This window comes from Paracoccaceae bacterium (genome assembly GCA_019454225.1).
Classification (GTDB): domain Bacteria; phylum Pseudomonadota; class Alphaproteobacteria; order Rhodobacterales; family Rhodobacteraceae.
On sequence record CP075370.1, the window covers coordinates 4009798 to 4027893 of the forward strand.

The 18096-nt window shown below is 70.1% G+C and carries 20 protein-coding genes; 12 read left to right on the forward strand and 8 right to left on the reverse strand.

Annotation, left to right across the window (positions count from 1 at the left end):
• Positions 1–9 precede the first annotated feature (9 nt).
• From KF887_19115 to KF887_19125, 3 genes are all read left to right on the forward strand, one after another.
• The gene (locus KF887_19115; protein ID QYK43662.1) at positions 10–564 is read left to right on the forward strand and encodes an RNA polymerase sigma factor; all 555 of its coding nucleotides are present in this window, start codon (positions 10–12) and stop codon (positions 562–564) included.
• Entirely contained in the window at positions 561–2333 is a 1773-nt protein-coding gene (locus tag KF887_19120; protein QYK41444.1) for a sensor histidine kinase, read from the forward strand. Before KF887_19115 ends, KF887_19120 begins: the two co-directional genes overlap by 4 nt.
• 82 nt (positions 2334–2415) lie before the next feature.
• A complete protein-coding gene (locus KF887_19125) occupies positions 2416–3990 on the forward strand; it encodes a phospholipase (GenBank protein QYK41445.1) in 1575 nt (524 codons plus the stop codon).
• A gap of 13 nt (positions 3991–4003) precedes the next feature.
• Here the strand turns inward: KF887_19125 and KF887_19130 are convergent, their stop codons facing one another.
• On the reverse strand, positions 4004–5053 hold the full coding sequence (locus KF887_19130) for an AI-2E family transporter (GenBank protein ID QYK41446.1): 1050 nt from the start codon (positions 5051–5053) through the stop codon (positions 4004–4006).
• 152 nt (positions 5054–5205) lie between these two features.
• Here KF887_19130 and KF887_19135 point away from each other — a divergent pair, with 152 nt between their 5' ends.
• A complete protein-coding gene (locus tag KF887_19135; GenBank protein ID QYK41447.1) occupies positions 5206–5403 on the forward strand; it encodes a CsbD family protein in 198 nt (65 codons plus the stop codon).
• 93 nt (positions 5404–5496) lie between these two features.
• On the opposite strand, the gene KF887_19140 is transcribed toward KF887_19135, so the two are convergent.
• A complete protein-coding gene (locus KF887_19140) occupies positions 5497–5895 on the reverse strand; it encodes a hypothetical protein (GenBank protein ID QYK41448.1) in 399 nt (132 codons plus the stop codon).
• A gap of 152 nt (positions 5896–6047) precedes the next feature.
• Entirely contained in the window at positions 6048–6539 is a 492-nt protein-coding gene (locus tag KF887_19145) for a DUF2383 domain-containing protein (protein ID QYK41449.1), read from the reverse strand.
• A gap of 193 nt (positions 6540–6732) precedes the next feature.
• Here KF887_19145 and KF887_19150 point away from each other — a divergent pair, with 193 nt between their 5' ends.
• The gene (locus tag KF887_19150; protein QYK41450.1) at positions 6733–6906 is read left to right on the forward strand and encodes a DUF1328 domain-containing protein; all 174 of its coding nucleotides are present in this window, start codon (positions 6733–6735) and stop codon (positions 6904–6906) included.
• A gap of 268 nt (positions 6907–7174) precedes the next feature.
• Here the strand turns inward: KF887_19150 and KF887_19155 are convergent, their stop codons facing one another.
• Entirely contained in the window at positions 7175–8038 is an 864-nt protein-coding gene (locus tag KF887_19155) for a PRC-barrel domain-containing protein (protein ID QYK41451.1), read from the reverse strand.
• Between the two features lie 161 nt (positions 8039–8199).
• Here KF887_19155 and KF887_19160 point away from each other — a divergent pair, with 161 nt between their 5' ends.
• Entirely contained in the window at positions 8200–9303 is a 1104-nt protein-coding gene (locus tag KF887_19160; protein QYK41452.1) for an NTP transferase domain-containing protein, read from the forward strand.
• Between the two features lie 31 nt (positions 9304–9334).
• Positions 9335–10297 carry a putative zinc-binding metallopeptidase gene (locus KF887_19165; GenBank protein QYK41453.1) on the forward strand — a complete coding sequence of 321 codons (963 nt, stop codon included), beginning with the start codon at positions 9335–9337 and terminating at the stop codon, positions 10295–10297.
• Between the two features lie 75 nt (positions 10298–10372).
• On the opposite strand, the gene KF887_19170 is transcribed toward KF887_19165, so the two are convergent.
• On the reverse strand, positions 10373–10546 hold the full coding sequence (locus KF887_19170) for a hypothetical protein (protein ID QYK41454.1): 174 nt from the start codon (positions 10544–10546) through the stop codon (positions 10373–10375).
• A gap of 52 nt (positions 10547–10598) precedes the next feature.
• Here KF887_19170 and KF887_19175 point away from each other — a divergent pair, with 52 nt between their 5' ends.
• The 5 genes from KF887_19175 to KF887_19195 all read left to right on the forward strand — a co-directional run bounded on the left by KF887_19175 (position 10599) and on the right by KF887_19195 (position 14772).
• Complete coding sequence (locus KF887_19175; GenBank protein ID QYK41455.1) at positions 10599–10826, forward strand: hypothetical protein; 228 nt, start codon at positions 10599–10601, stop codon at positions 10824–10826.
• A 271-nt stretch (positions 10827–11097) separates the two neighbouring features.
• Positions 11098–12219 carry a cupin domain-containing protein gene (locus tag KF887_19180; GenBank protein QYK41456.1) on the forward strand — a complete coding sequence of 374 codons (1122 nt, stop codon included), beginning with the start codon at positions 11098–11100 and terminating at the stop codon, positions 12217–12219.
• 7 nt (positions 12220–12226) lie between these two features.
• The gene (locus KF887_19185; GenBank protein ID QYK41457.1) at positions 12227–13147 is read left to right on the forward strand and encodes a fumarylacetoacetate hydrolase family protein; all 921 of its coding nucleotides are present in this window, start codon (positions 12227–12229) and stop codon (positions 13145–13147) included.
• Between the two features lie 72 nt (positions 13148–13219).
• Positions 13220–14146 carry a carbon-nitrogen hydrolase family protein gene (locus KF887_19190; GenBank protein ID QYK41458.1) on the forward strand — a complete coding sequence of 309 codons (927 nt, stop codon included), beginning with the start codon at positions 13220–13222 and terminating at the stop codon, positions 14144–14146.
• Entirely contained in the window at positions 14146–14772 is a 627-nt protein-coding gene (locus tag KF887_19195) for a flavin reductase family protein (GenBank protein QYK41459.1), read from the forward strand. Before KF887_19190 ends, KF887_19195 begins: the two co-directional genes overlap by 1 nt.
• Here the strand turns inward: KF887_19195 and KF887_19200 are convergent, their stop codons facing one another.
• From KF887_19200 to KF887_19210, 3 genes are read right to left on the reverse strand one after another with little or no spacing between them, the layout of a single operon-like run.
• On the reverse strand, positions 14773–15585 hold the full coding sequence (locus tag KF887_19200) for a sugar phosphate isomerase/epimerase (GenBank protein ID QYK41460.1): 813 nt from the start codon (positions 15583–15585) through the stop codon (positions 14773–14775).
• Complete coding sequence (locus KF887_19205; GenBank protein ID QYK41461.1) at positions 15582–17279, reverse strand: FAD-dependent oxidoreductase; 1698 nt, start codon at positions 17277–17279, stop codon at positions 15582–15584. The genes KF887_19200 and KF887_19205 overlap by 4 nt, the downstream gene beginning before the upstream one ends.
• Complete coding sequence (locus KF887_19210; GenBank protein QYK41462.1) at positions 17276–18067, reverse strand: IclR family transcriptional regulator; 792 nt, start codon at positions 18065–18067, stop codon at positions 17276–17278. The genes KF887_19205 and KF887_19210 overlap by 4 nt, the downstream gene beginning before the upstream one ends.
• Between the last annotated feature and the right edge of the window lie 29 nt (positions 18068–18096).

The following is an 18096-nucleotide window of genomic DNA, read 5'->3' on the forward strand; positions in this document are numbered from 1 at the left end:
GCTGCGCCGATGCACGATCCGCGCGATGCGATCGCCGACCACATCCCTGCCCTGCGCGCCTTCGCGATGTCGCTGACGCGCAACCATGCCGCCGCCGATGACCTGGTTCAGGACACCATCGTCAAGGCATGGACGCGCTTTGACAAATTCTCGCTGGGCACCGATCTCAAGGCCTGGCTGTTCACCATCCTGCGCAACACGTTCTTCTCCGACCGCCGCAAGCTCGGGCGCGAGGTTTCGGATCCCGACGGTTTTCACGCCGGTTCGCTGTCGGAAAAGCCGCATCACGATTCCCGGCTGGCGATGGGCGAGTTCATGCGCGCCTTCCACCAGCTTTCCGCCGAACACCGCGAGGTGCTGATCCTTGTCGGAGCCAATGGGTATTCCTACGAAGAGGCCGCCGCGATGATGGGCGTCGCCCGCGGCACGGTGAAAAGCCGCGCCAGCCGCGCCCGCGTCCGGCTGTGCGAGATCCTGGGAATGACCGGTCCGGGCGAGGATCTGGCCGCATCCGACCGTGCCACCATGGCGGTCGTCCTGCGATCGGGGCTCAGCGCCGCATGATCCCCGACGCCGCGCGCGGGCCCCTGCCCGGTCGCCTTGGAACACGCCTGGTCATGGCCGTGGGCCTGGCGCTGACCCCGCTTGCGGTGCTGGCCTACCTTCAGGCCGAACGGGTGCAGGCCGAGGCGCGCGCCCGCGCCGAGGTGGCGCTGCTGGGCCAGACCCAGCTTGCCGCCGGCCCGCTGGTGGACATGATCGGCACCACCAAGGCGACGGTGCGCGCGCTGGCCGCGGTGATGCCCGCGCTGCTGGGGCAGAACGACGCCTGCATCGCCACGTTCCGCAGGGTCGTCGAGATCGAGCCGGGCATCACCTTCGCCGGTTTCGTGCCGATCGTCGGGCCGGTGACCTGCGCCTCGACCGGGCAGACCCATGTGCTGCCCGACACCCCCGAACGCCGCCAACTTCTGGCAAAGCCGCGCCCGGTGATGACCGTCAATCCCAAGGGTGCGGTGACCGGCGAATCCGTGATGATCTTCTCGAACCCCGTCACCGGGTCCAATGGCGCGCTTCTGGGCTTTGTCTCGGCCTCCGTCCCGCATCGCGCGCTTGACTACATCCCCTCGATCTCGGGCGACGGGAACAAGTCCTCCACCCCCGAACCGCTCGCGCTGATCACCTTCACGGGCGAGGGCACGGTTCTGACGGCCGCCTACGGGATGGAGTCGCTCGAACATCGCCTGCCCCGCGATATCGACCTGACAAGCCTGACGCGGCAGGGCGCCCACACCTTTTCCGGCCGGACGCCCTCGGGCGATGCGCGCGCCTTCGCGGTCGTCCCGGTGGCCGAAGGGTCGCTCTACGTCCTCAGCGCCTGGTCGCCCACGGTGGCCATGTCGGGCACCCTGGGCGGCATCCTGCCGCTCTGGGTGTTTCCCTTCCTGATGTGGCTTGCCAGCCTGCTGGTCGCGTGGATCGCGGCCGAACACCAGGTGCTGCGCCATGTCCGCAGCCTGCGCCGCTCGATCATCGCGTTTGCGGGCGGCAGCCGGTCGGTTGAGCCGCCCGGTCTCGACCGCGCACCGAACGAGCTTCGCGACGTCGGCGAGGCCTACGAGCGGCTCGTCGAAAGCGTCCTGCATGACGAGGCCGCGCTCGAGGACATGGTCCACCAGAAAGAGGTGCTGCTGCGCGAGGTGCACCACCGGGTCAAGAACAACCTGCAGCTGATCGCGTCGATCATGAACATCCAGATGCGCAAGGCGTTCAGCCCCGAGGCGAAGCTGATCGTCAAGGGCCTGCACGACCGGGTGATGAGCCTGGCAACCGTTCACCGCGAACTCTACCAGACCAGCGGCCTGACCGATGTGCGGGCAGATGAGCTGCTGTCCACCATCGTCGCGCAGGTGCTGCGCATGGGCGTTCTGCCCGGACGGCAGATTCTGCCCGAAACCGATTTCGACGCGATCCGGATGACCCCGGACCAGTCGGTGCCCCTGTCGCTGGTGCTGACCGAGGCGCTGACCAATGTGCTGAAGCACGCAGGCCGCGACGAAAGCGGGCAGGTGCGCCTGTCGGTCTCGCTCAAGCGCGCGGGTGACGGACGGGCGACGCTGCGGGTGGCCAACAGCGTGGCCCAGGAGACCGCGGAACGCACCGTTCCCCCGTCGGTCGACAGCACCGGCCTTGGCGCGCAGTTGCTTGCCGCCTTCGCCACCCAGCTTTCCGGCGACCTCGCGATCAACAGCGACCCTTCGGGCTTCTCCGTCGTCATCGAATTTCCGCTGAAGGCGCTCAGCGAGGCCGAACACCGTTTCGCAGAGACCTGACCCCGTGCGGAACCGTCCCGGGGCGTGCCGCGTTGCATTGCGCAGGGCCCGGCGCGGGCCGCCGCCCCGGGGGACCCGACAGATGGATTGCAGACCGATCGCGGCGGCGGGCACCGGCGCCCGCCCGAAGGTGCTTCTGACCGCGCAAGAGGCCTATCCCGAATTCGAACGGCTCTTTCTTTCGGCCCGCACCGAGATCTGGGGCAGCTTTCTGGTGTTCGATCCGCAGACCCGCCTGCGCTCGGCCGAGGCGCGGCAGATCGGGGCCACCTGGTTCGACCTGATCGAACACACGCTGCGCCGGGGCGTGTCGATCACCATGGTCATCAGCGACGTCGATCCGGCCATGCGCGCCGCCATGCACCGCGACACCTGGCGCGCCGTGCGGCTGTTCCATGCCGCGGCCGAACTGGCGGGCGCACATGACCGCCTGCGCGTCATCCCCGCGATGCACGCCAGCGAAACCGGCCTTGTCCCGCGCCTGCTGTTCTGGCCCGTCATCCTGCGGCGGCTGCATCGCACTGCCGCCTGGCTGAACCGCCTTTCGCCGGCCGCGCGCGTCGCGGTGCTGCGGGAAATGCCGGGCGTGGCACGGCGGATGCGGATCGGCACCGGCGGGCGCGTGCGGCCGCGGTTCTGGCCGGTGCCCCGGCTGTTTCCCGGCACGCATCACCAGAAGCTCGCCGTGTTCGACCGCAGCACGCTCTACATCGGCGGCCTTGACCTGGATGAACGTCGCTACGACAGCCCTGACCACGGTCAGGCCCCCGACCAGACCTGGCACGACATCCAGCTGCGCATCGACGGCGGCCCCGCGGTTCAGGCGGCCCAGGACCATCTCGAAACCTTCCTCGGCACCATCGAGGGGCGCGACGCGCCGCCGCCGCAATCGGGCCTGCTGCGCACCCTGTCGCGCAAGCGCAGGTTCCAGCCCCTGCACCTCGGCCCCGAACCGATGCTGTCGGAACTGCGCGATGCCCATCTCGCGGCGGTGGGCGGCGCGCAGCGGCTGATCTATCTGGAAACCCAGTTCTTCCGCGACCGAACCCTGGCCCGCAGCCTGGCCGATGCGGCGCGGCGCAAACCGGACCTCTCGCTGATCCTGATGCTGCCGGGCGCGCCCGACGACCTCGCGTTCCGGCGCAAGACCGGCATCGACGTGCGCGGCGGCGAGTGGCTTCAATCGCGCTGCATCCGCACGCTTGTCTCGGCCTTCGGCGCGCGGCTGTTCGTCGGCTGCCCGGCGCAGCGCCGCCGCTGGGCCAGCGATCACCCCCTGGGGCGCGACGGCCTGCATGGCGCGCCGATCATCTATGTCCATGCCAAGCTGTCGGTCTTCGACGACCGGACCGCCATCGTGTCCTCCGCCAACCTGAACGGGCGCAGCATGAAATGGGATACCGAGGCGGGCGTGCAGCTGGACGATCCGGCAACGGTGCGGGCGCTGCGCCACCGCGCCATGGCGCACTGGCTGCCGCCCGATGCCGCGCCGGGCTATCTGGACCCCGCCCGTGCCGTGCGGCTCTGGCGCGACCTCGCGCTGCGCAACGCCGCCCTGCCGCCCGAAGCGCGCAGCGGCTTTGTCGTCCCCTATGACCTGCGCGTGGCGGAACGCGACGGCCACGCCGTGCCGCTCCTGCCCGAGGAACTGGTCTGACGGCGGCGCGGCATCAGCGCGCCGCGACCGCCCGCGCAGCCGCCGCCGGGCCAAGCCCGGTTCCCAGGACCCGCGCCCACAGCAGCAGCGGGATCGCCACGATGCCGCCGATCGGCCCCCAGACCCAGATCCCGAACAGCAGCACCACGAACACCAGCAGCGGGTTCAGCTCCATGTTCCGCCCGACAAGCGCGGGCGTCACGAACTGCCCCTCGATCATGTTCAGCCCCACGAAGGCCGCCGCCGGGGCCAGCACCATTGCCCCGTCGAAGGCCCCGATCCCCGCGAACAGCAGCGCCACCGTCAGGATCGCGGGGCCGAGATAGACGACGAAGTTCAGGATGAAGGCCACCGTGCCCCACAGCGTCGCCCCCGGCAGGCCGATGACGTGCAGCGCCACTGCCGTCGCCAGGCCGAACACCGCGTTGATCGCCGTCACCGTCAGGAAATAGCGCGACACCGAATGCTCGGCATCGCGCAGGCGCGTCGCCGTCACCGCCCGGTTCGACGGCTCCGACAGGCGGCGGGCCATCACGTCATAGATCGACGCCCGGCTGAGCAGGAAGAAGAACAGCGTCCCGGCAAAGGTCAGCACCTGCGCCGCCACCTTGGGCGCCAGCATCAGCGCATCGGTCATCGACGGGATCGGCATCTCGGACGCCGCATCGTTGGCCTCCGCGCCCGGGGTCGCCGACCCCTGCGAAAGGGCGTCGGCCACGTTCTGCGAAAACTCGGGCAGCCCCTGCGTGAAGCTGCGGAACGACGCGACGATCTCCTGCACATCGCGGAACACCTTGGGTGCGGCCTCGATCAGCTGCATCACGATGGGCTGGAACGTCAGCATCAGCCCGATCAGGATGACCATGGCGAACAGCAGGCTGGTCAGCGCCCCGAAGGCCGGCGAAAAGCCGAAGCGTTCCCAGAAATCCGACACCGGCGACAGCACCACGCCGAAGGCGAGTGCCAGCACCATCGGCGCCGTCAGGTCGCGGGTCGTGACCATGGCAAAGACCACGGCCACCGCGCCCATGAAGATCGTCGCAAGCTGCGCCAGCCGTTCCATCCGATGCCCCCCGGGGTCGCCACAGGGCGGACCTTTGCGGATGAACGCGCGCCCCGCCCCTGCGGTTCCCGGTTTTGTTTCCCGGCCCGTCCGGAACCTTCACCGCAACCCGCGCGTTCTGTCTGCATAAGGCAAACCGAAAGGAGATCGCCATGAACTGGGATACCATCGAAGGCACCTGGAAAGAGATGTCCGGCCGCGCCAAGGCCAAGTGGGGCGACATCACCGGCGACGACTGGGCCAGCATCAGCGGGCGCCGCGAGGAAATCGTGGGCCTGGTGCAGAAGACCTACGGCAAGGCCCGCGACGAGGCCGAGCGCGAGGTCGATGACTGGTTCCGCCAGCTCTGACCGGCACCGCGATCACGGCCGACGGCCCCCGGGTTCCCACCCGGGGGCCGTTCCGCATCGACAGGTTTCGCATTGACCCGCGCCGCGCGTGTTTCAGCCGCCGTCCCCGGTCGCCGCGCCGGGCGCCGTCCGCCCGATCACCCGCAGCGACAGCGCCGCCTCCTCGATCTCGTCGCGCAGCGCGGAAAGCGGCCCGAAGGCCGGATCGCTGCGGCCCAGGGCCTCCAGTGCGGCCGTCACCTTGTGGGCAAGCCGCCACTCTCCCGCGATCAGCGTCTCGAACGGTTCCGCACCCGCACCGCCCCGGCGCCGCAGCCAAAGGTCTGGCCCGGGGCTGACCATCGCCTGCCGCAGGCGCAGCAGCGACGCACGGCGACGCACGACGATCGCCCGCAGGCGCGGATCGCGATTCTGCTCGGCCCGTGCCGCCAGCGCCGCCAGCGAAGCCTGCAGCGCCGCAACAAGCGCGGCGCGGTCGGTATACCCCTTCATGTCATCACTTTATTGCAATTCGGGCGCATCGGCAAAACCCTCTGTCGCCCCCCGTTGCCCGGGATCCCATCCTGTCCGCAAAAATGACACATCGCTGACCATTCCGCCCGCGGCAGTGGCGGCCCGGCAAGGTGATGCCGGGCCGCACGTGATCAGCTCAGATGCCGCGTCTCGGCCAGAAGCGCGGTCAGCTCTTCGTGCAGGTCGGCAATCACCTGGCGGTCGGGATCGGGCAGGCCCGCATGCAGCGCATTCTCGTAGGCTTCCACCACATGGGCCTCGCCGCGACGGACCTGCGCCATCACATCCTCGTCGATCTCGTCAAGGAAGGCGCGCGTGGCCACCACCGCACGGTTGATCGTGCCCATCAGCGTGCCGTCCTCGTCGGGCTCGATGCCGCCCTTGCGCAGGATGCCCGCCAGGATCAGCGCGTGACGCTGGTGCAGGCCCAGAAAGCGCTCGGCCACCGGGCGGAAATGCGGCTCGGCCTTTTCGGCCATCTTGTCGAAACCCGCCGCCGCATCGACCGTGCGCTCATGCGCGATCACCACGACCGACATGTCGGGCGCCGTCGGTGCGGGGTCATCCCCGGCCAGCCCGGCAACCGGACCCATCAGCGGATCGACAAAGGGAAAGGTCGTCATCGGAGGTCTCCTTCTGGATAGGGTCCATGCAAGACCAACGCGCGGGCGGGGGCAGGGTTCCGCCCGCCAGTGACCGCCGGCGGGAATGATCCGGAGGGTCCGCCGAATTCCGCCGCCTTGCGGGAACCGGATCGGACGCCGGGCGTTGGGTAACCAGTGGCAAGGACGCCTCTTGAACCAGAAGGAGAAACCCATGCTCGGTTGGGCACTTACGTTCCTCGTGGTCGCGCTGATCGCGGCGGTCCTTGGCTTTGGCGGCATTGCCGGGGCCTCTGCCGGGATCGCGCAAATCCTGTTCTTCATCTTCATCGTGCTCTTCGTGGTCGCGATGATTGCCCGGGCAGTTCGCGGTCAGCCTCCTATCTGACCGCCCATCCCCAGGTCCCGCTGTCCGGGACGGAAAAGGCCGCAGGTTCCCTCCCTGCGGCCTTTTTCATGTCCGACGGATGCTCCCGCTCGGCGCATCGCAGCCTGCCCATCCTCGCGAAACACCTTCCCGCACAGCTTCCCGGCCCCCTCCCCGATCCGCCGCCGCCGTGCATCGCAGCACCCCCCGCACCCGGCCCCGGCCTCGGCCAATGCCAAAAGGCCCGCGCGGGTGCGCGGGCCTTTCCGTTCGATCCCTGCCGGGCAGATCAGCTCTCGAAGGCGGGCAGCTCGGTCAGCTGCTCCTTCGTCATCGGCACATAGACGCGGATCGTATCGCCATCGGTGTCCCGCAGGATGTCGATCTGGTCCAGCGACAGCGACACCGGCTTGGCGCCGATCCCCAGGAAACCGCCCACGTCGATGACCACCTCGGTGACCTCGCCGGCCTCGGTCAGAACCAGGTTCGACACCGAACCCACGTTGTTCTCCTCGGCGTCATAGGCGGTGGCCCCGGTCAGCATCTCCGAGGTCAGCTGCGTCCGCTCGACGGCCGCGAAGCCCTCCCGCTGGATCGGCTCGCGCATCGCCGTGCCGTCCGTGACCGCAGTGACCGGGTCGTCGGCGGCAGGCGCCTCGGCGGCCACGCTGTCCGCGGGAACCGTCATCGGCGCGCCGGCGGTCGTCCCCTCGGGGGCCATCGTCATCTGCCATTCCGGCGCGCCTTCCAGCATCGTCCGGTCGGCGTTCAGCACCAGGAACCAGTCGTCGGGGTCGTTCTCGGTCGCGTTGTCCGGCACGAAGCGCAGCGCCGACATGTCCACCGCGACCTCGCGCGCGCCCATGCCCAGAAAGCCGCCGATGTCAACCAGCACCGCCTCGACCTGTCCGTCGCGGCTCACCACCAGATCGCCGACCGATCCGATGTCGTCCCAGTTGTCCTGCAGCCCGGCATAGCCGTCAGCCTCGATCGTGCCCTCGACGGCATAGATGCGCGCCCCGATCAGGTCCGAGGCATGCACCTGACCCGGGATCGCGTCGGCCATGAAGGGCGACGGCGCCGCGGTGTCCTGCGCCAGCGCAGGCACTGCTAGGACGGCCATGACGGCCGTCGAAATCATGAGATTTTTCATGTGGTTCTCCTTGCGGATGATGGATGGGCCAAGCGGCCTCTGCATACCCAACGCCCCCGGCGCGCGTCCGGTTCCCCGTCCATCGCGCCTTGCCGCAGGGAACCGCCGCGCGCCCGCCGGGGTTCATCCGGCACCTGTCCCTCCCAGCCAGCGAGCGTGCCATGACATCCGCTTCCCCCCGCCCTGCCACCCCGGCCGGTCTGTCGCGCAGCGTGGCGCTGGTGCTCGCAGGCGGGCGCGGCAGCCGCATGCACGACCTGACCGACCGCGAAAGCAAGCCCGCCCTGCATGTCGCCGCGCTCCACCGCATCGTCGATTTTCCGATCGCCGCCGCGGCCCGCGCGGGCCTCGGGCAGGTGATCGTCTCGACCGGCCACTGCCCCGGCACCCTGGCCCGGCACCTGGCGCGGGTCTGGGCGCCCGCCTTCCCCGGCGGCCTCGTGGTCTGCGACGGCCCGCAGCGCACCGCCGACGCCCTGCTGGCGCTGGCCGGGGCGGACGAGGTGGTGATCCTGCCCGGCGACCAGGTCCATGATCTCGATCTCCGTCCCCTGATCGCACATCACCGCGCGGCGGGGGCGGCCGTCACCGCGCTGGCCGGCAGCCCGTCCGGCCCCACCGGCATCCACGCCGTGTCAGGGCCCTGGCTGCGGGCCCTGCTGCGGCGGAACCCGGCGGCGCCCGAGAACATCGCGCGCCACATCCTTTCCGCCGCCGCGGCCGACGGCCCCCCGGCCGTCCGCCCGCCCGATGCCGCCTACTGGCGCGACATCGACACGCTGGACGACCTGCGCCGCGCCGCGCTCGACTTCGAGCGTCCGGTTCCGCCCTGCCTGCGCCCGCTGGTTCCGGGCATCGCGCCCCGCAACCTGCCCGACGTGGCCGCACCCCGCAGCCGCTTCGGCGCGCAACTCACCCTGGGCGGCATCCGCCTGCTGTCGCCGCTGCTGCATCCCGCGCAGCGCAGCCGCTGGACCGTGCTCGACCGCAGCGTGCTGATGCCCGGCGCCCGCGTGGCCACCGGCGTCCGCCTGACCCGCTGCATCGTCGCCTGCGGCACAGCCATCCCCGACGGGCTGGCGGTGGGCGAGGATCCGGCCGAGGATTCCCGCTGGTTCCGCGTCACGCCGGAGGGTACAACCCTGGTCACCACCGCGATGCTCGCCCGCCGCGCGGCCGACCGGCCCCTGCTGCATGCCGTCATGCTGCCCCGCGGGATCGGGCCGCGCCGCACCGCCGTCCGCCCGGTCGGCCCCACCCGCTGACCCGCGCCGAACCCTTTCACGAAAGCCTCCGATGCAGTTGTTCTCCTGCCCCGCCTGCGGCGCCCGGCTGTTCTTCCAGAACCACACCTGTCTAGCCTGCGGTGCCGCCGTGGCGCTCGATCCGGTCGCCGGTGCGCTCGTGCCGCCCGACCGGCCCTGCGCCAACCGGCTGTCCGCCGGGTGCAACTGGGTCGCGGCGCCCGATGCCGATCTCTGCCTGTCCTGCGCGATGACCCGCACGATCCCCGATCTCGGCCCGCCGCAGAACGCCCACCACTGGCAAGAGGCCGAAACCGCGAAACGCTGGGTGCTGACGGGGCTGCTGCGGCTGGGATGGTTCGGTCCCGCCGACCCCGGCCCCCGCCCGCTGTTCGACATGGTGGCCGAAGATACCTCGGGTGGCGCCGTGGCCGTCACCATGGGGCATGCCGACGGCATCATCACCCTGAACGTGTCCGAGGCCGATCACGCCCGCATCGCGCTGCGCCAGGCCGAACTTGGCGAGCCCTATCGCACGGTGATGGGCCACCTGCGCCACGAGATCGCGCATTTCCTGCACTGGCGCCTGGTCGGCGACGAGGGCTTTGCCAGCGGGTTCCGCGCGCTGTTCGGGGACGAGCGCGCCGACTACGGCGCGGCGCTTGCCGCCCACTACGCCAGCCCTGCCGCGACCGGTGACAGCTTCATCACCAGCTACGCCACCGCCCACCCGCATGAGGACTGGGCCGAAACCACCGCCCACCTCCTGCACCTTCTGGATATCTCCGACAGCTTCGCCCAGGCGGGCCTCGCGATCGACGGCCGGGCGCCGCTGCCCGATCCCTATGCCATGGCCGATACCGCCCGGATCATCGAACAGTCCGGCGCCATCGGTCTGGCGCTGAACCACGTCAATCGCGCCATGGGTCTTGCCGACCTCTATCCCTTCGTGCTTGCCGCCCCGGTGCGCGACAAGATCGCCTTTGTCCACCGCGCCCTGAACCGGAACGCCTGATCGCCGCGGGAACCCGGAAAAAAAAGCCCCGCACCAGGGTGCGGGGCAGGTCGGGGCAGGCAGGCGGTCGTCAGGTCAGCGGCTGGCGGGGTGCAGGCCACCCTGCGCACCGTCCGCCGCCAGCGTCGATTTCGGGGCGTGCGGATCGTGGCGCCGTTCCTCGATGCGGGCCTTGCTCACCAGCGCAAAGATGCAGACCGATAGCAGCGTGCCAAGCGCCAGCAGCGGCACCAGAAAGTCGATGTCCATGATATCCTCCGACAGGTCAGGGGCGTGATCGCTCTGCCTCCACAACGCCCCGATGGCCCGCCCGGTTCCACCGCTCCCCGACACGGGGTCGCCGGTCATCGCGCCGCCGGTCGGGAACCGTGGCGCGTGTCGCGCGTTCCCTCTGCACAAGGACTGCGCCGCCAACCGGATGCCGGTCCGCCCCTTTCGAAAGGATCACATCATGCGCGGTGTTCTTGCCTGGGCAATCGGCATCCCGATTCCGATCATCATTCTTCTCTACCTCGTCGACGTGTTCTGACCGGCCTCCCCTCCCCGGTTCCGGAACGCCGGCCCGGCGCGCACCCCGCGCCGGGCTTTTTCATGCCCCCGGCGCCGAACCACCTGTCCGGACAACGTGTCGGGACGGATGCCATACGCGAAACCGACGCCCGCGGGACGGATGCCATACGGCATTTTCCCGCCTTTCCAGTGCCTTGCGTCACATTCGCCGCACCCTGTCCCGACCCGGTGGACAAGCGCCCCACCGCACGCCAAAGTGCGCCCCGACGCAACGCGCTCAGGGGGGTCGGATGGCACAGGCACGCGAAAACCACCGCGAGGACGTGGCAGGCCGCGCCAATGTCGAGGATACGCCCGAGCTTCTGGCCTACTACGACGATCTTGACCGTCTGGGGGCCGGCGCGCTCTGGACCGTCGCCAACAAGATCGAACCGTGGGAACCGAAAAGCGCTTCTGTTCCAATGCTTTGGCGGTATGCCGACCTGCGGTCGCACGTCCTGCGGTCGGTCGATCTGGTGACCCCGGAAAAGGCCGGGCGGCGGGTGATCTACCTGCGCAACCCCGGCCGCGACGACGTGGCCGCCGCCGTGGGCTGGCTCTATGCCGGGCTCCAGGTCATGCACCCCGGCGAGGCCGCCTCGGCCCACCGCCACTCGGCCAGCGCCATCCGCTTCATCATGGAGGGGACGGGCGCCTACACCATTGTTGACGGGCACAAGATGTCGTTGAAAAGAAACGACTTTGTTCTTACCCCGAACGGCACCTGGCACGAACACGCGGTCGAACCCGACGGCACCACCTGCATCTGGCAGGACGGTCTGGACATCCCGCTGGTCAACGCGCTCGAAGCGAATTTCTACGAGGTCCACCCCGCCCTGCGCCAGGCCGTCGCCCACCCGGTCGACGACATGACCGCCACCTGGGGCAACCCCGGCCTGACCCCCTCGGCCGTTCCATGGGGCCGCGACTACAGCCCGATGTTCAAGTACGAATGGGAACCGACCTATGAAGCGCTGCTGAAATATGCCGCTGCGTCAAAGGGTTCCGATTTCGACGGAGTGATGATGGACTACGTCAACCCGGTCACCAACGGCCCCGTGATGCAGACCATGGGCGCCTCCATGCAGCTCCTGCGCCCCGGACAGGCCACGCTGGCGCACCGCCACACCGGCAGCATGCTCTACCATGTCGCCAAGGGCGCGGGGCATTCGGTGATCAACGGCAAGCGCTTCGACTGGGCCGAGCGCGACATCTTCTGCGTCCCGTCCTGGGCCTGGCACGAGCACGCCAACGCCTCGGAAACCGAGGACGCCTGCCTGTTCTGCCTGTCCGACCTGCCGGTCATGCGCGCGCTTGGGCTCTACCGCGAACAGGCCTTCGGCGAGAACGGCGGCCACCAGCCAAGACTCTGAGGAATATATGAAACTTGTCAGCTACCGCGCCAACGTCGAAGCCGCCGCCAGCCTTGGCGCCCTGGTGGAAGGCCGCGTGATCGACGTCGTCGCCCTGGGCGCCGCCTTTGGCGAGGACATGCCCGACACCATGCTTGGCCTGATCGACGCGGGCCCCGATGCCCTGCGCCTGCTGTCGGGCATGATCGACGAATGCGGCGGCCACTATCCGCTCGGCTGCGCCACCGACCTGGCCAATGTCCGCCTGCTGGCCCCGATCCCGCGCCCCCGCAAGAACATCTTCGGCATCGGCCTGAACTATGTCGAACACGTCGCCGAAAGCGCCCGCAGCCTGGACACCGCGCGCGATCTGCCGAAGCAACCGGTGATCTTTTCCAAGCCGCCGACCACCGTGATCGGCCCGGATGATCCCATCCGGCACGATGGCGACCTGACGCAACAGCTTGATTGGGAAGTCGAACTTGCCGCGATCATCGGCACCACGGCACGCCGCGTGGCCAAGGCCGACGCCCTGCGCCATGTCTTTGGCTATTCGGTGATGATCGACGTCTCGGCCCGCGACAACCGGCGCGCGGGGCAGTGGATCTATTCCAAGGGCATGGACAGCTATGCCCCCTTCGGCCCCTGCATCGTCACTGCCGACGAGATCCCCGATCCCCAGGCGCTCGACCTGTGGCTGACGGTGAACGGCGTGGAAAAGCAGCGATCGAACACGCGGCAGATGCTGTTCCGGGTGGACGACCTGATCGCCGACATCAGCCGGGGCATCACGCTGGAACCCGGCGACATCATCGCCACCGGCACGCCCGAAGGCGTCGGCGCAGGTCGCAGCCCGCAGGAATGGTTGCGGCCGGGCGATACGGTCGTGGCCTGCGTCGAAGGTATCGGGACCATCCGCCACCCGGTCATCGACGCCAGAGGCACCTGATATTCCCTTGCTTTCTTCGCCGGACCACGGTCCCGGCGGTCTGCCCGCCCCGCCCAAGCCCGAGGTTCGCCCATGACACCCTTCACCGCCGCCGTCGCCCAGATCGCCTCGATCCCCGGCGACAGCCTTGCCACAGCCGAAAAGGCCGCCGCCACCCTGCGCGCGGCCGCGGCCGCGGGGGCGCGGCTGGTCGTGTTTCCCGAGGCGCTGCTGGGCGGCTATCCCAAGGGCGCATCCTTTGGGGCACCGGTCGGCATCCGCAGGGCGGAAGGGCGCGACGCCTTCCGCCGCTACCACGAGGCGGCGATCGACCTCGACGGACCCGAAACAGCCGCCATCGCGGCCGCCACCGCCGAGACCGGGGCCTTTGCCGTGGTCGGCGCGATCGAGCGCGACGGCGGCACGCTGTATTGCACGGCGCTGTATTTCGACGGCGCAAGGGGTCTTGTCGGCAAGCACCGCAAGCTGATGCCGACGGCCGCCGAACGGCTGATCTGGGGCTTCGGCGACGGGTCGACCATGCCCGTGTTCCAGACCGATTTCGGCACCGTGGGCGCCGTGATCTGCTGGGAAAACTACATGCCCGCCCTGCGGATGCACATGTATCATCAGGGCGTGACGCTCTACTGCGCACCCACGGCGGACGACCGCGACACCTGGTTGCCGACCATGCAGCATGTGGCGCTCGAAGGGCGCTGCTTCGTGCTGACGGCCTGCCAGTGGATCACCCGCGCGGCCTATGGCCCCGACCACGAAAGCGCGCTCGGCGACGACCCCGAGACGGTGATGATGCGCGGCGGATCGGCCATCGTGTCACCCCTTGGCCGGGTTCTTGCCGGCCCCGATTTCAGCGGCGAGACAGTGCTTTACGCCACGCTCGACCCGGCCGAGATCGCGCGCGGAAAGTACGACTTCGACGCCACGGGCCACTATGCCCGCCCCGATGTCTTTCAGCTGACCGTGGATACCCGCCCCAAGCGCGCGGTGAGCGAGATCTGATGCGCTTCGACCTGGCCAACCACGACGCGGCCTTCGGCTACAAGCTGATGACGGCCACGATCACCCCGCGTCCGATCGCCTGGGTCACCACGAAAAGCGCGGCCGGCGTGGTGAATGCCGCGCCCTACAGCTTCTTCAACGCCATGGGCCACACACCGCCCACCCTGGTGCTGGGGCTGATGGCCGACCCTGCGCGCGGCTTCAAGGATACCGCCCGCAACATCCTGGACACCGGCGAATTCGTGGTGAACCTGGTACCCTACCGGCTGGCCGAGGCGATGAACCTGACCTGCATCGACGCCCCCCCGGAGGTGTCCGAGATCGACCTGGCGGGCCTGGCGGTCGCGCCCTCGACCCATGTGAAGCCGCCGCGCATCGCGGAAAGCCCGGTGTCCTTCGAATGCACCTCGTTCTCGACGCTGGTGACCGGGCCGCACCAGTGCATTGTCGTGGGCCACATCCACGCCATCCACATCGACGACGCGGCATTGATCGATGCGCAGCGCGGCCATGTCGATACCGCCCGGCTGGACCTGATCGCCCGGATGGGGGGCGCAGGCGCCTATGCCCATGCGCCCGAGGTGTTCACGCTGGACCGCCCGAGATGGGCCGACCGCAACGGCTGATCATCCCGACGCCCCGAGGAACGCCCGCGTCTTCCGCATGACGTGGCGGGCGACGGCGGCGCTGCCCCGCGCCGCGCGCAGCGCCGTCATCGGCACCTCGAGCGCCAGCGGTATCCCCGGCGGCAGTGCCGCAAGCACCGGCCGCAGGTCGATCTGCCCCTCGCCCGGCGGCAGGCGCTCGGCCCGGCCCGCGTGCAGCAGGTCGTCGGTGGTGTAGGCCGGCAGCACCGGCGCATCGCACAGGTGCGCAAACGGCAGGCGGCCGGGCGGCAGCGCGGCAATGTCGGCCAGCCGGCTGCCCGACCGGTCGAAATGCAGCATGTCCACCAGCACGCCAAGGTCGGGATGCCCGGCCGCCGCGACCACGCGGGCGGCGGTCGCTAGGTCGGGCACGTCCGTCCAGGGAAAGAACTCGAGCACCGCGCGCAAGCCATGCCCGGCGCAAAGATCGGCGAGTCGCGCAAGGTTGTCCGCCAGCCGCGCATGATCGGGGTCATAGGGCGCGCAGATGACATGGCGCGCGCCAAGCTCGGCCCCTGCCCGCAGGAACGGCTGCAGCGCGGCCGCGTCGAACCCGGGCGTCAGCCGCACGAACTCGATATCCAGCACCGTCAGGCCGGTGTCGCGCAGCACGGCCAGGGTTTCGCGCAGCATCGCGGGGTCATCCATCAGCGGATAGCCGGGCGAGGTGTCGGTCACGCGGATCAGCCGCAGCCCCACCATGTCGAACCCGGCCCCGGCCGCGACCCGCACCATCTGCGGCGGCGGCAGGTCGATCACGGTCAGATGCGCCAGCGACAGGGGCGGGTTCATTGCACAGGCTCCAGCCGACCGGCGGCATGCAGGGCGGCGACATGGCCGAAGGTCAGCGCAGGCCCCAGGTTGATCCCGCCCGCCGGATAATGCCCCCCCATGACCGAGGCCATGTCGGCACCCGCCGCAAAGAGCCCGGGAATGACCGCGCCGGTGGCATCGGTGACGCGGGCATGGGCATCGGTCGCCAGCCCGGCGAAGGTGCCAAAGCTGCCGGGGACAACCCGGACGGCCAGGAACGGCCCCCGGTCCAGCGGCGCGACGCAGGGGTTCGGGCGATGATCGGGGTCGCCCTGCAACCGCATGTAGGGCGTGCTGCCCCGGCCGAACGCGGGGTCTTCACCGCGCGACGCATCGGCGTTCCATGCCGCCACCGTCGCCGCCAGCCCGTCGGGTTCGATCCCGCAGGCGCGGGCCAGGTCCGGGATGGTGCGGCCCTGCCGCAGATAGCCCGACCGCAGCCAGTACCCCAGCGGAACCGGTGCCGGACGCGAGATGCCCAGCCCGTAGCGACGCTGGAAGGCCCGTGTGCAGACCAGCCAGGCGACCGGCGCCCGACGCTCGGGCGTGGCCGCCAGCAGGGCAGTGACGAAATCGTGGTAGCCCAGCCCCTCGTTGCAGAACCGCCGCCCGTCGGGCAGAACCGCGATGATCCCGGGTTTTCCGCGTTCGATGATATGGGGGAAGGTGCCGACGGTGCCGTCCGGGTGGCGCACCTCGGACACCGGGCACAGCGCGGCGGGGCTGGCCAGCCCCTGCGCCTGCACCCCGCCCACAGCCTCGGCCATGCGCAGCCCGTCGCCCGTGGCCGACGGCACCGCGAGTGTGCGGTGCCACGCGGGCGCCGGGAACTGGGCATTGCGGCGGGCCTGATCATGCGGGAAACCGCCCGCCGCCAGCACCACGCCGCGCGCGGCGCGCACCGTCACCTCGCCCGGGCCCTGCCGCAGGATGGCGCCGCTCACCCGGCCGTCATCGGCGGTCAGGCGCAACGCCGGGCTGCCGGGCAGCAGCATCACGCCCGCGTCCACCGCCGAACGGATCAGCCGCGCGACAAGCGCATTGCCGTTGCGCAACTGCATCCCGCGGCCGTGGCGCAGCAGATCCCAAAGGTGCCGGGTGAAGCGACCGGCGACATGGGAAAGGGCCGCAGCGCTGCGCGTCATTGTCAGGAAGGCCCGCAGGTCGGCGCCCGCCTGTATGGTCATGCCCATGAAGGCGGTTTCCCGCATCGGCCGCCGCAACAGGGCGATCAGCGGACCAAGGCCGCGCCCGTCATAGGGTTCGGCAATCACCGAACGCCCGGCAACACCTGCGCCGGGCAGATGGCCATAGGTATCGGGAATGGCAAATCCGCCCTCGAAGGTCAGCGCCGTCCGCGTCTCGAAGAATTCCACCATCCCCCGGCCATGGGCCAGGAAGGCATCGACCCGCGCGGCGTCGAACCGGGCCCCCAGGACGGCCTGCAGATAGGTGCGCGCCGTCGCCAGGTCATCGGTGATCCCGGCGCGTTCCGCATGCGGGTTGCCGGGCACCCAGATCCATCCTCCGGACCAGGCGGTCGTTCCGCCCAGAACCGCATCCTTCTCGGCCAGCACCACGCGCAGCCCGTGATGCGCCGCCGTCACCGCCGCCGCCAGCCCCGCCGCGCCCGAGCCGATCACCAGAAGGTCACAGTCCACCGGAGCGGTCATCGCACGGCTCGGCGGAAGAAGGCCGATGCGGGCGCGGCATCGGCGATCCGGGCCGCCGCCTCGCGCAGCGGGGCGGCCAGGGCATCGCGCTGCGCCGCCCTCAGCCGGACGGCGGGCCCGGCGATGGACAGGCAGCCGATCGCAGGGGTGCCGGGCGACTGGATCGGCACGGCGATGGCGGCCATTCCCGCAAGGAAGCAATCCACCGCATCGGCATGCCCGCGCGCCCGGGCTTCACCGATGATCGCCATGAGGTCGGCAATGCCGATGCGGCTGCCCGGTGCCGCGCCCTCGGGCGGGGTCAGCCCCTGCCTGGCCACCAGCGACAGCGCCTGATCCTCGGGCAGGCTGGCCAGCCAGGCCCGGCCGGTGGCGCTGTAGGCCAGGCTGACTTCGGCGCCCTGGTCGCGGGCGGGATCGTAGCGCAGGCCATGCGTCGCGCCCTGCGCCACCGCCACCCAGACCAGATGCGGCGGGTCGGCAACCGACAGCCGCACCAGTTCACCGCAGTCCGCAGCCAGCCGGTCCAGCACCGGCTGCGCCAGATCGGTGACGCCGGCCCTGCCCAGCCACGACAGGCCGATGGCCGCCAGCCGGATGGTCAGCGCATAGTCGCCGCCCGCCTGACGCTGCTGCACATGGCCAAGGCGGATGAGGTCGTTCAGCAACCGGTGCGTGGCACTGCCCGGCAGGTCGAGCGCCGCCGCGACGGCACCGACCGACAGACCGTCGGGGTGCCGGGACAGAAGGTCCAGCACAGCCAGACCCCGCTCAAGACCATTCGACATGGGCACCCCAGATTCGGACCAATGTTCCA

Bases quoted from the DNA above. Each gene is read 5' to 3' on its own strand.
- KF887_19115 (QYK43662.1), top strand. From the start codon at position 10: ATGCACGATCCGCGCGATGCGATCGCCGACCACATCCCTGCCCTGCGC.
- KF887_19120 (QYK41444.1), top strand. From the start codon at position 561: ATGATCCCCGACGCCGCGCGCGGGCCCCTGCCCGGTCGCCTTGGAACA.
- KF887_19125 (QYK41445.1), top strand. From the start codon at position 2,416: ATGGATTGCAGACCGATCGCGGCGGCGGGCACCGGCGCCCGCCCGAAG.
- KF887_19130 (QYK41446.1), bottom strand. From the start codon at position 5,053: ATGGAACGGCTGGCGCAGCTTGCGACGATCTTCATGGGCGCGGTGGCC.
- KF887_19135 (QYK41447.1), top strand. From the start codon at position 5,206: ATGAACTGGGATACCATCGAAGGCACCTGGAAAGAGATGTCCGGCCGC.
- KF887_19140 (QYK41448.1), bottom strand. From the start codon at position 5,895: ATGAAGGGGTATACCGACCGCGCCGCGCTTGTTGCGGCGCTGCAGGCT.
- KF887_19145 (QYK41449.1), bottom strand. From the start codon at position 6,539: ATGACGACCTTTCCCTTTGTCGATCCGCTGATGGGTCCGGTTGCCGGG.
- KF887_19150 (QYK41450.1), top strand. From the start codon at position 6,733: ATGCTCGGTTGGGCACTTACGTTCCTCGTGGTCGCGCTGATCGCGGCG.
- KF887_19155 (QYK41451.1), bottom strand. From the start codon at position 8,038: ATGAAAAATCTCATGATTTCGACGGCCGTCATGGCCGTCCTAGCAGTG.
- KF887_19160 (QYK41452.1), top strand. From the start codon at position 8,200: ATGACATCCGCTTCCCCCCGCCCTGCCACCCCGGCCGGTCTGTCGCGC.
- KF887_19165 (QYK41453.1), top strand. From the start codon at position 9,335: ATGCAGTTGTTCTCCTGCCCCGCCTGCGGCGCCCGGCTGTTCTTCCAG.
- KF887_19170 (QYK41454.1), bottom strand. From the start codon at position 10,546: ATGGACATCGACTTTCTGGTGCCGCTGCTGGCGCTTGGCACGCTGCTA.
- KF887_19175 (QYK41455.1), top strand. From the start codon at position 10,599: ATGGCCCGCCCGGTTCCACCGCTCCCCGACACGGGGTCGCCGGTCATC.
- KF887_19180 (QYK41456.1), top strand. From the start codon at position 11,098: ATGGCACAGGCACGCGAAAACCACCGCGAGGACGTGGCAGGCCGCGCC.
- KF887_19185 (QYK41457.1), top strand. From the start codon at position 12,227: ATGAAACTTGTCAGCTACCGCGCCAACGTCGAAGCCGCCGCCAGCCTT.
- KF887_19190 (QYK41458.1), top strand. From the start codon at position 13,220: ATGACACCCTTCACCGCCGCCGTCGCCCAGATCGCCTCGATCCCCGGC.
- KF887_19195 (QYK41459.1), top strand. From the start codon at position 14,146: ATGCGCTTCGACCTGGCCAACCACGACGCGGCCTTCGGCTACAAGCTG.
- KF887_19200 (QYK41460.1), bottom strand. From the start codon at position 15,585: ATGAACCCGCCCCTGTCGCTGGCGCATCTGACCGTGATCGACCTGCCG.
- KF887_19205 (QYK41461.1), bottom strand. From the start codon at position 17,279: ATGACCGCTCCGGTGGACTGTGACCTTCTGGTGATCGGCTCGGGCGCG.
- KF887_19210 (QYK41462.1), bottom strand. From the start codon at position 18,067: ATGTCGAATGGTCTTGAGCGGGGTCTGGCTGTGCTGGACCTTCTGTCC.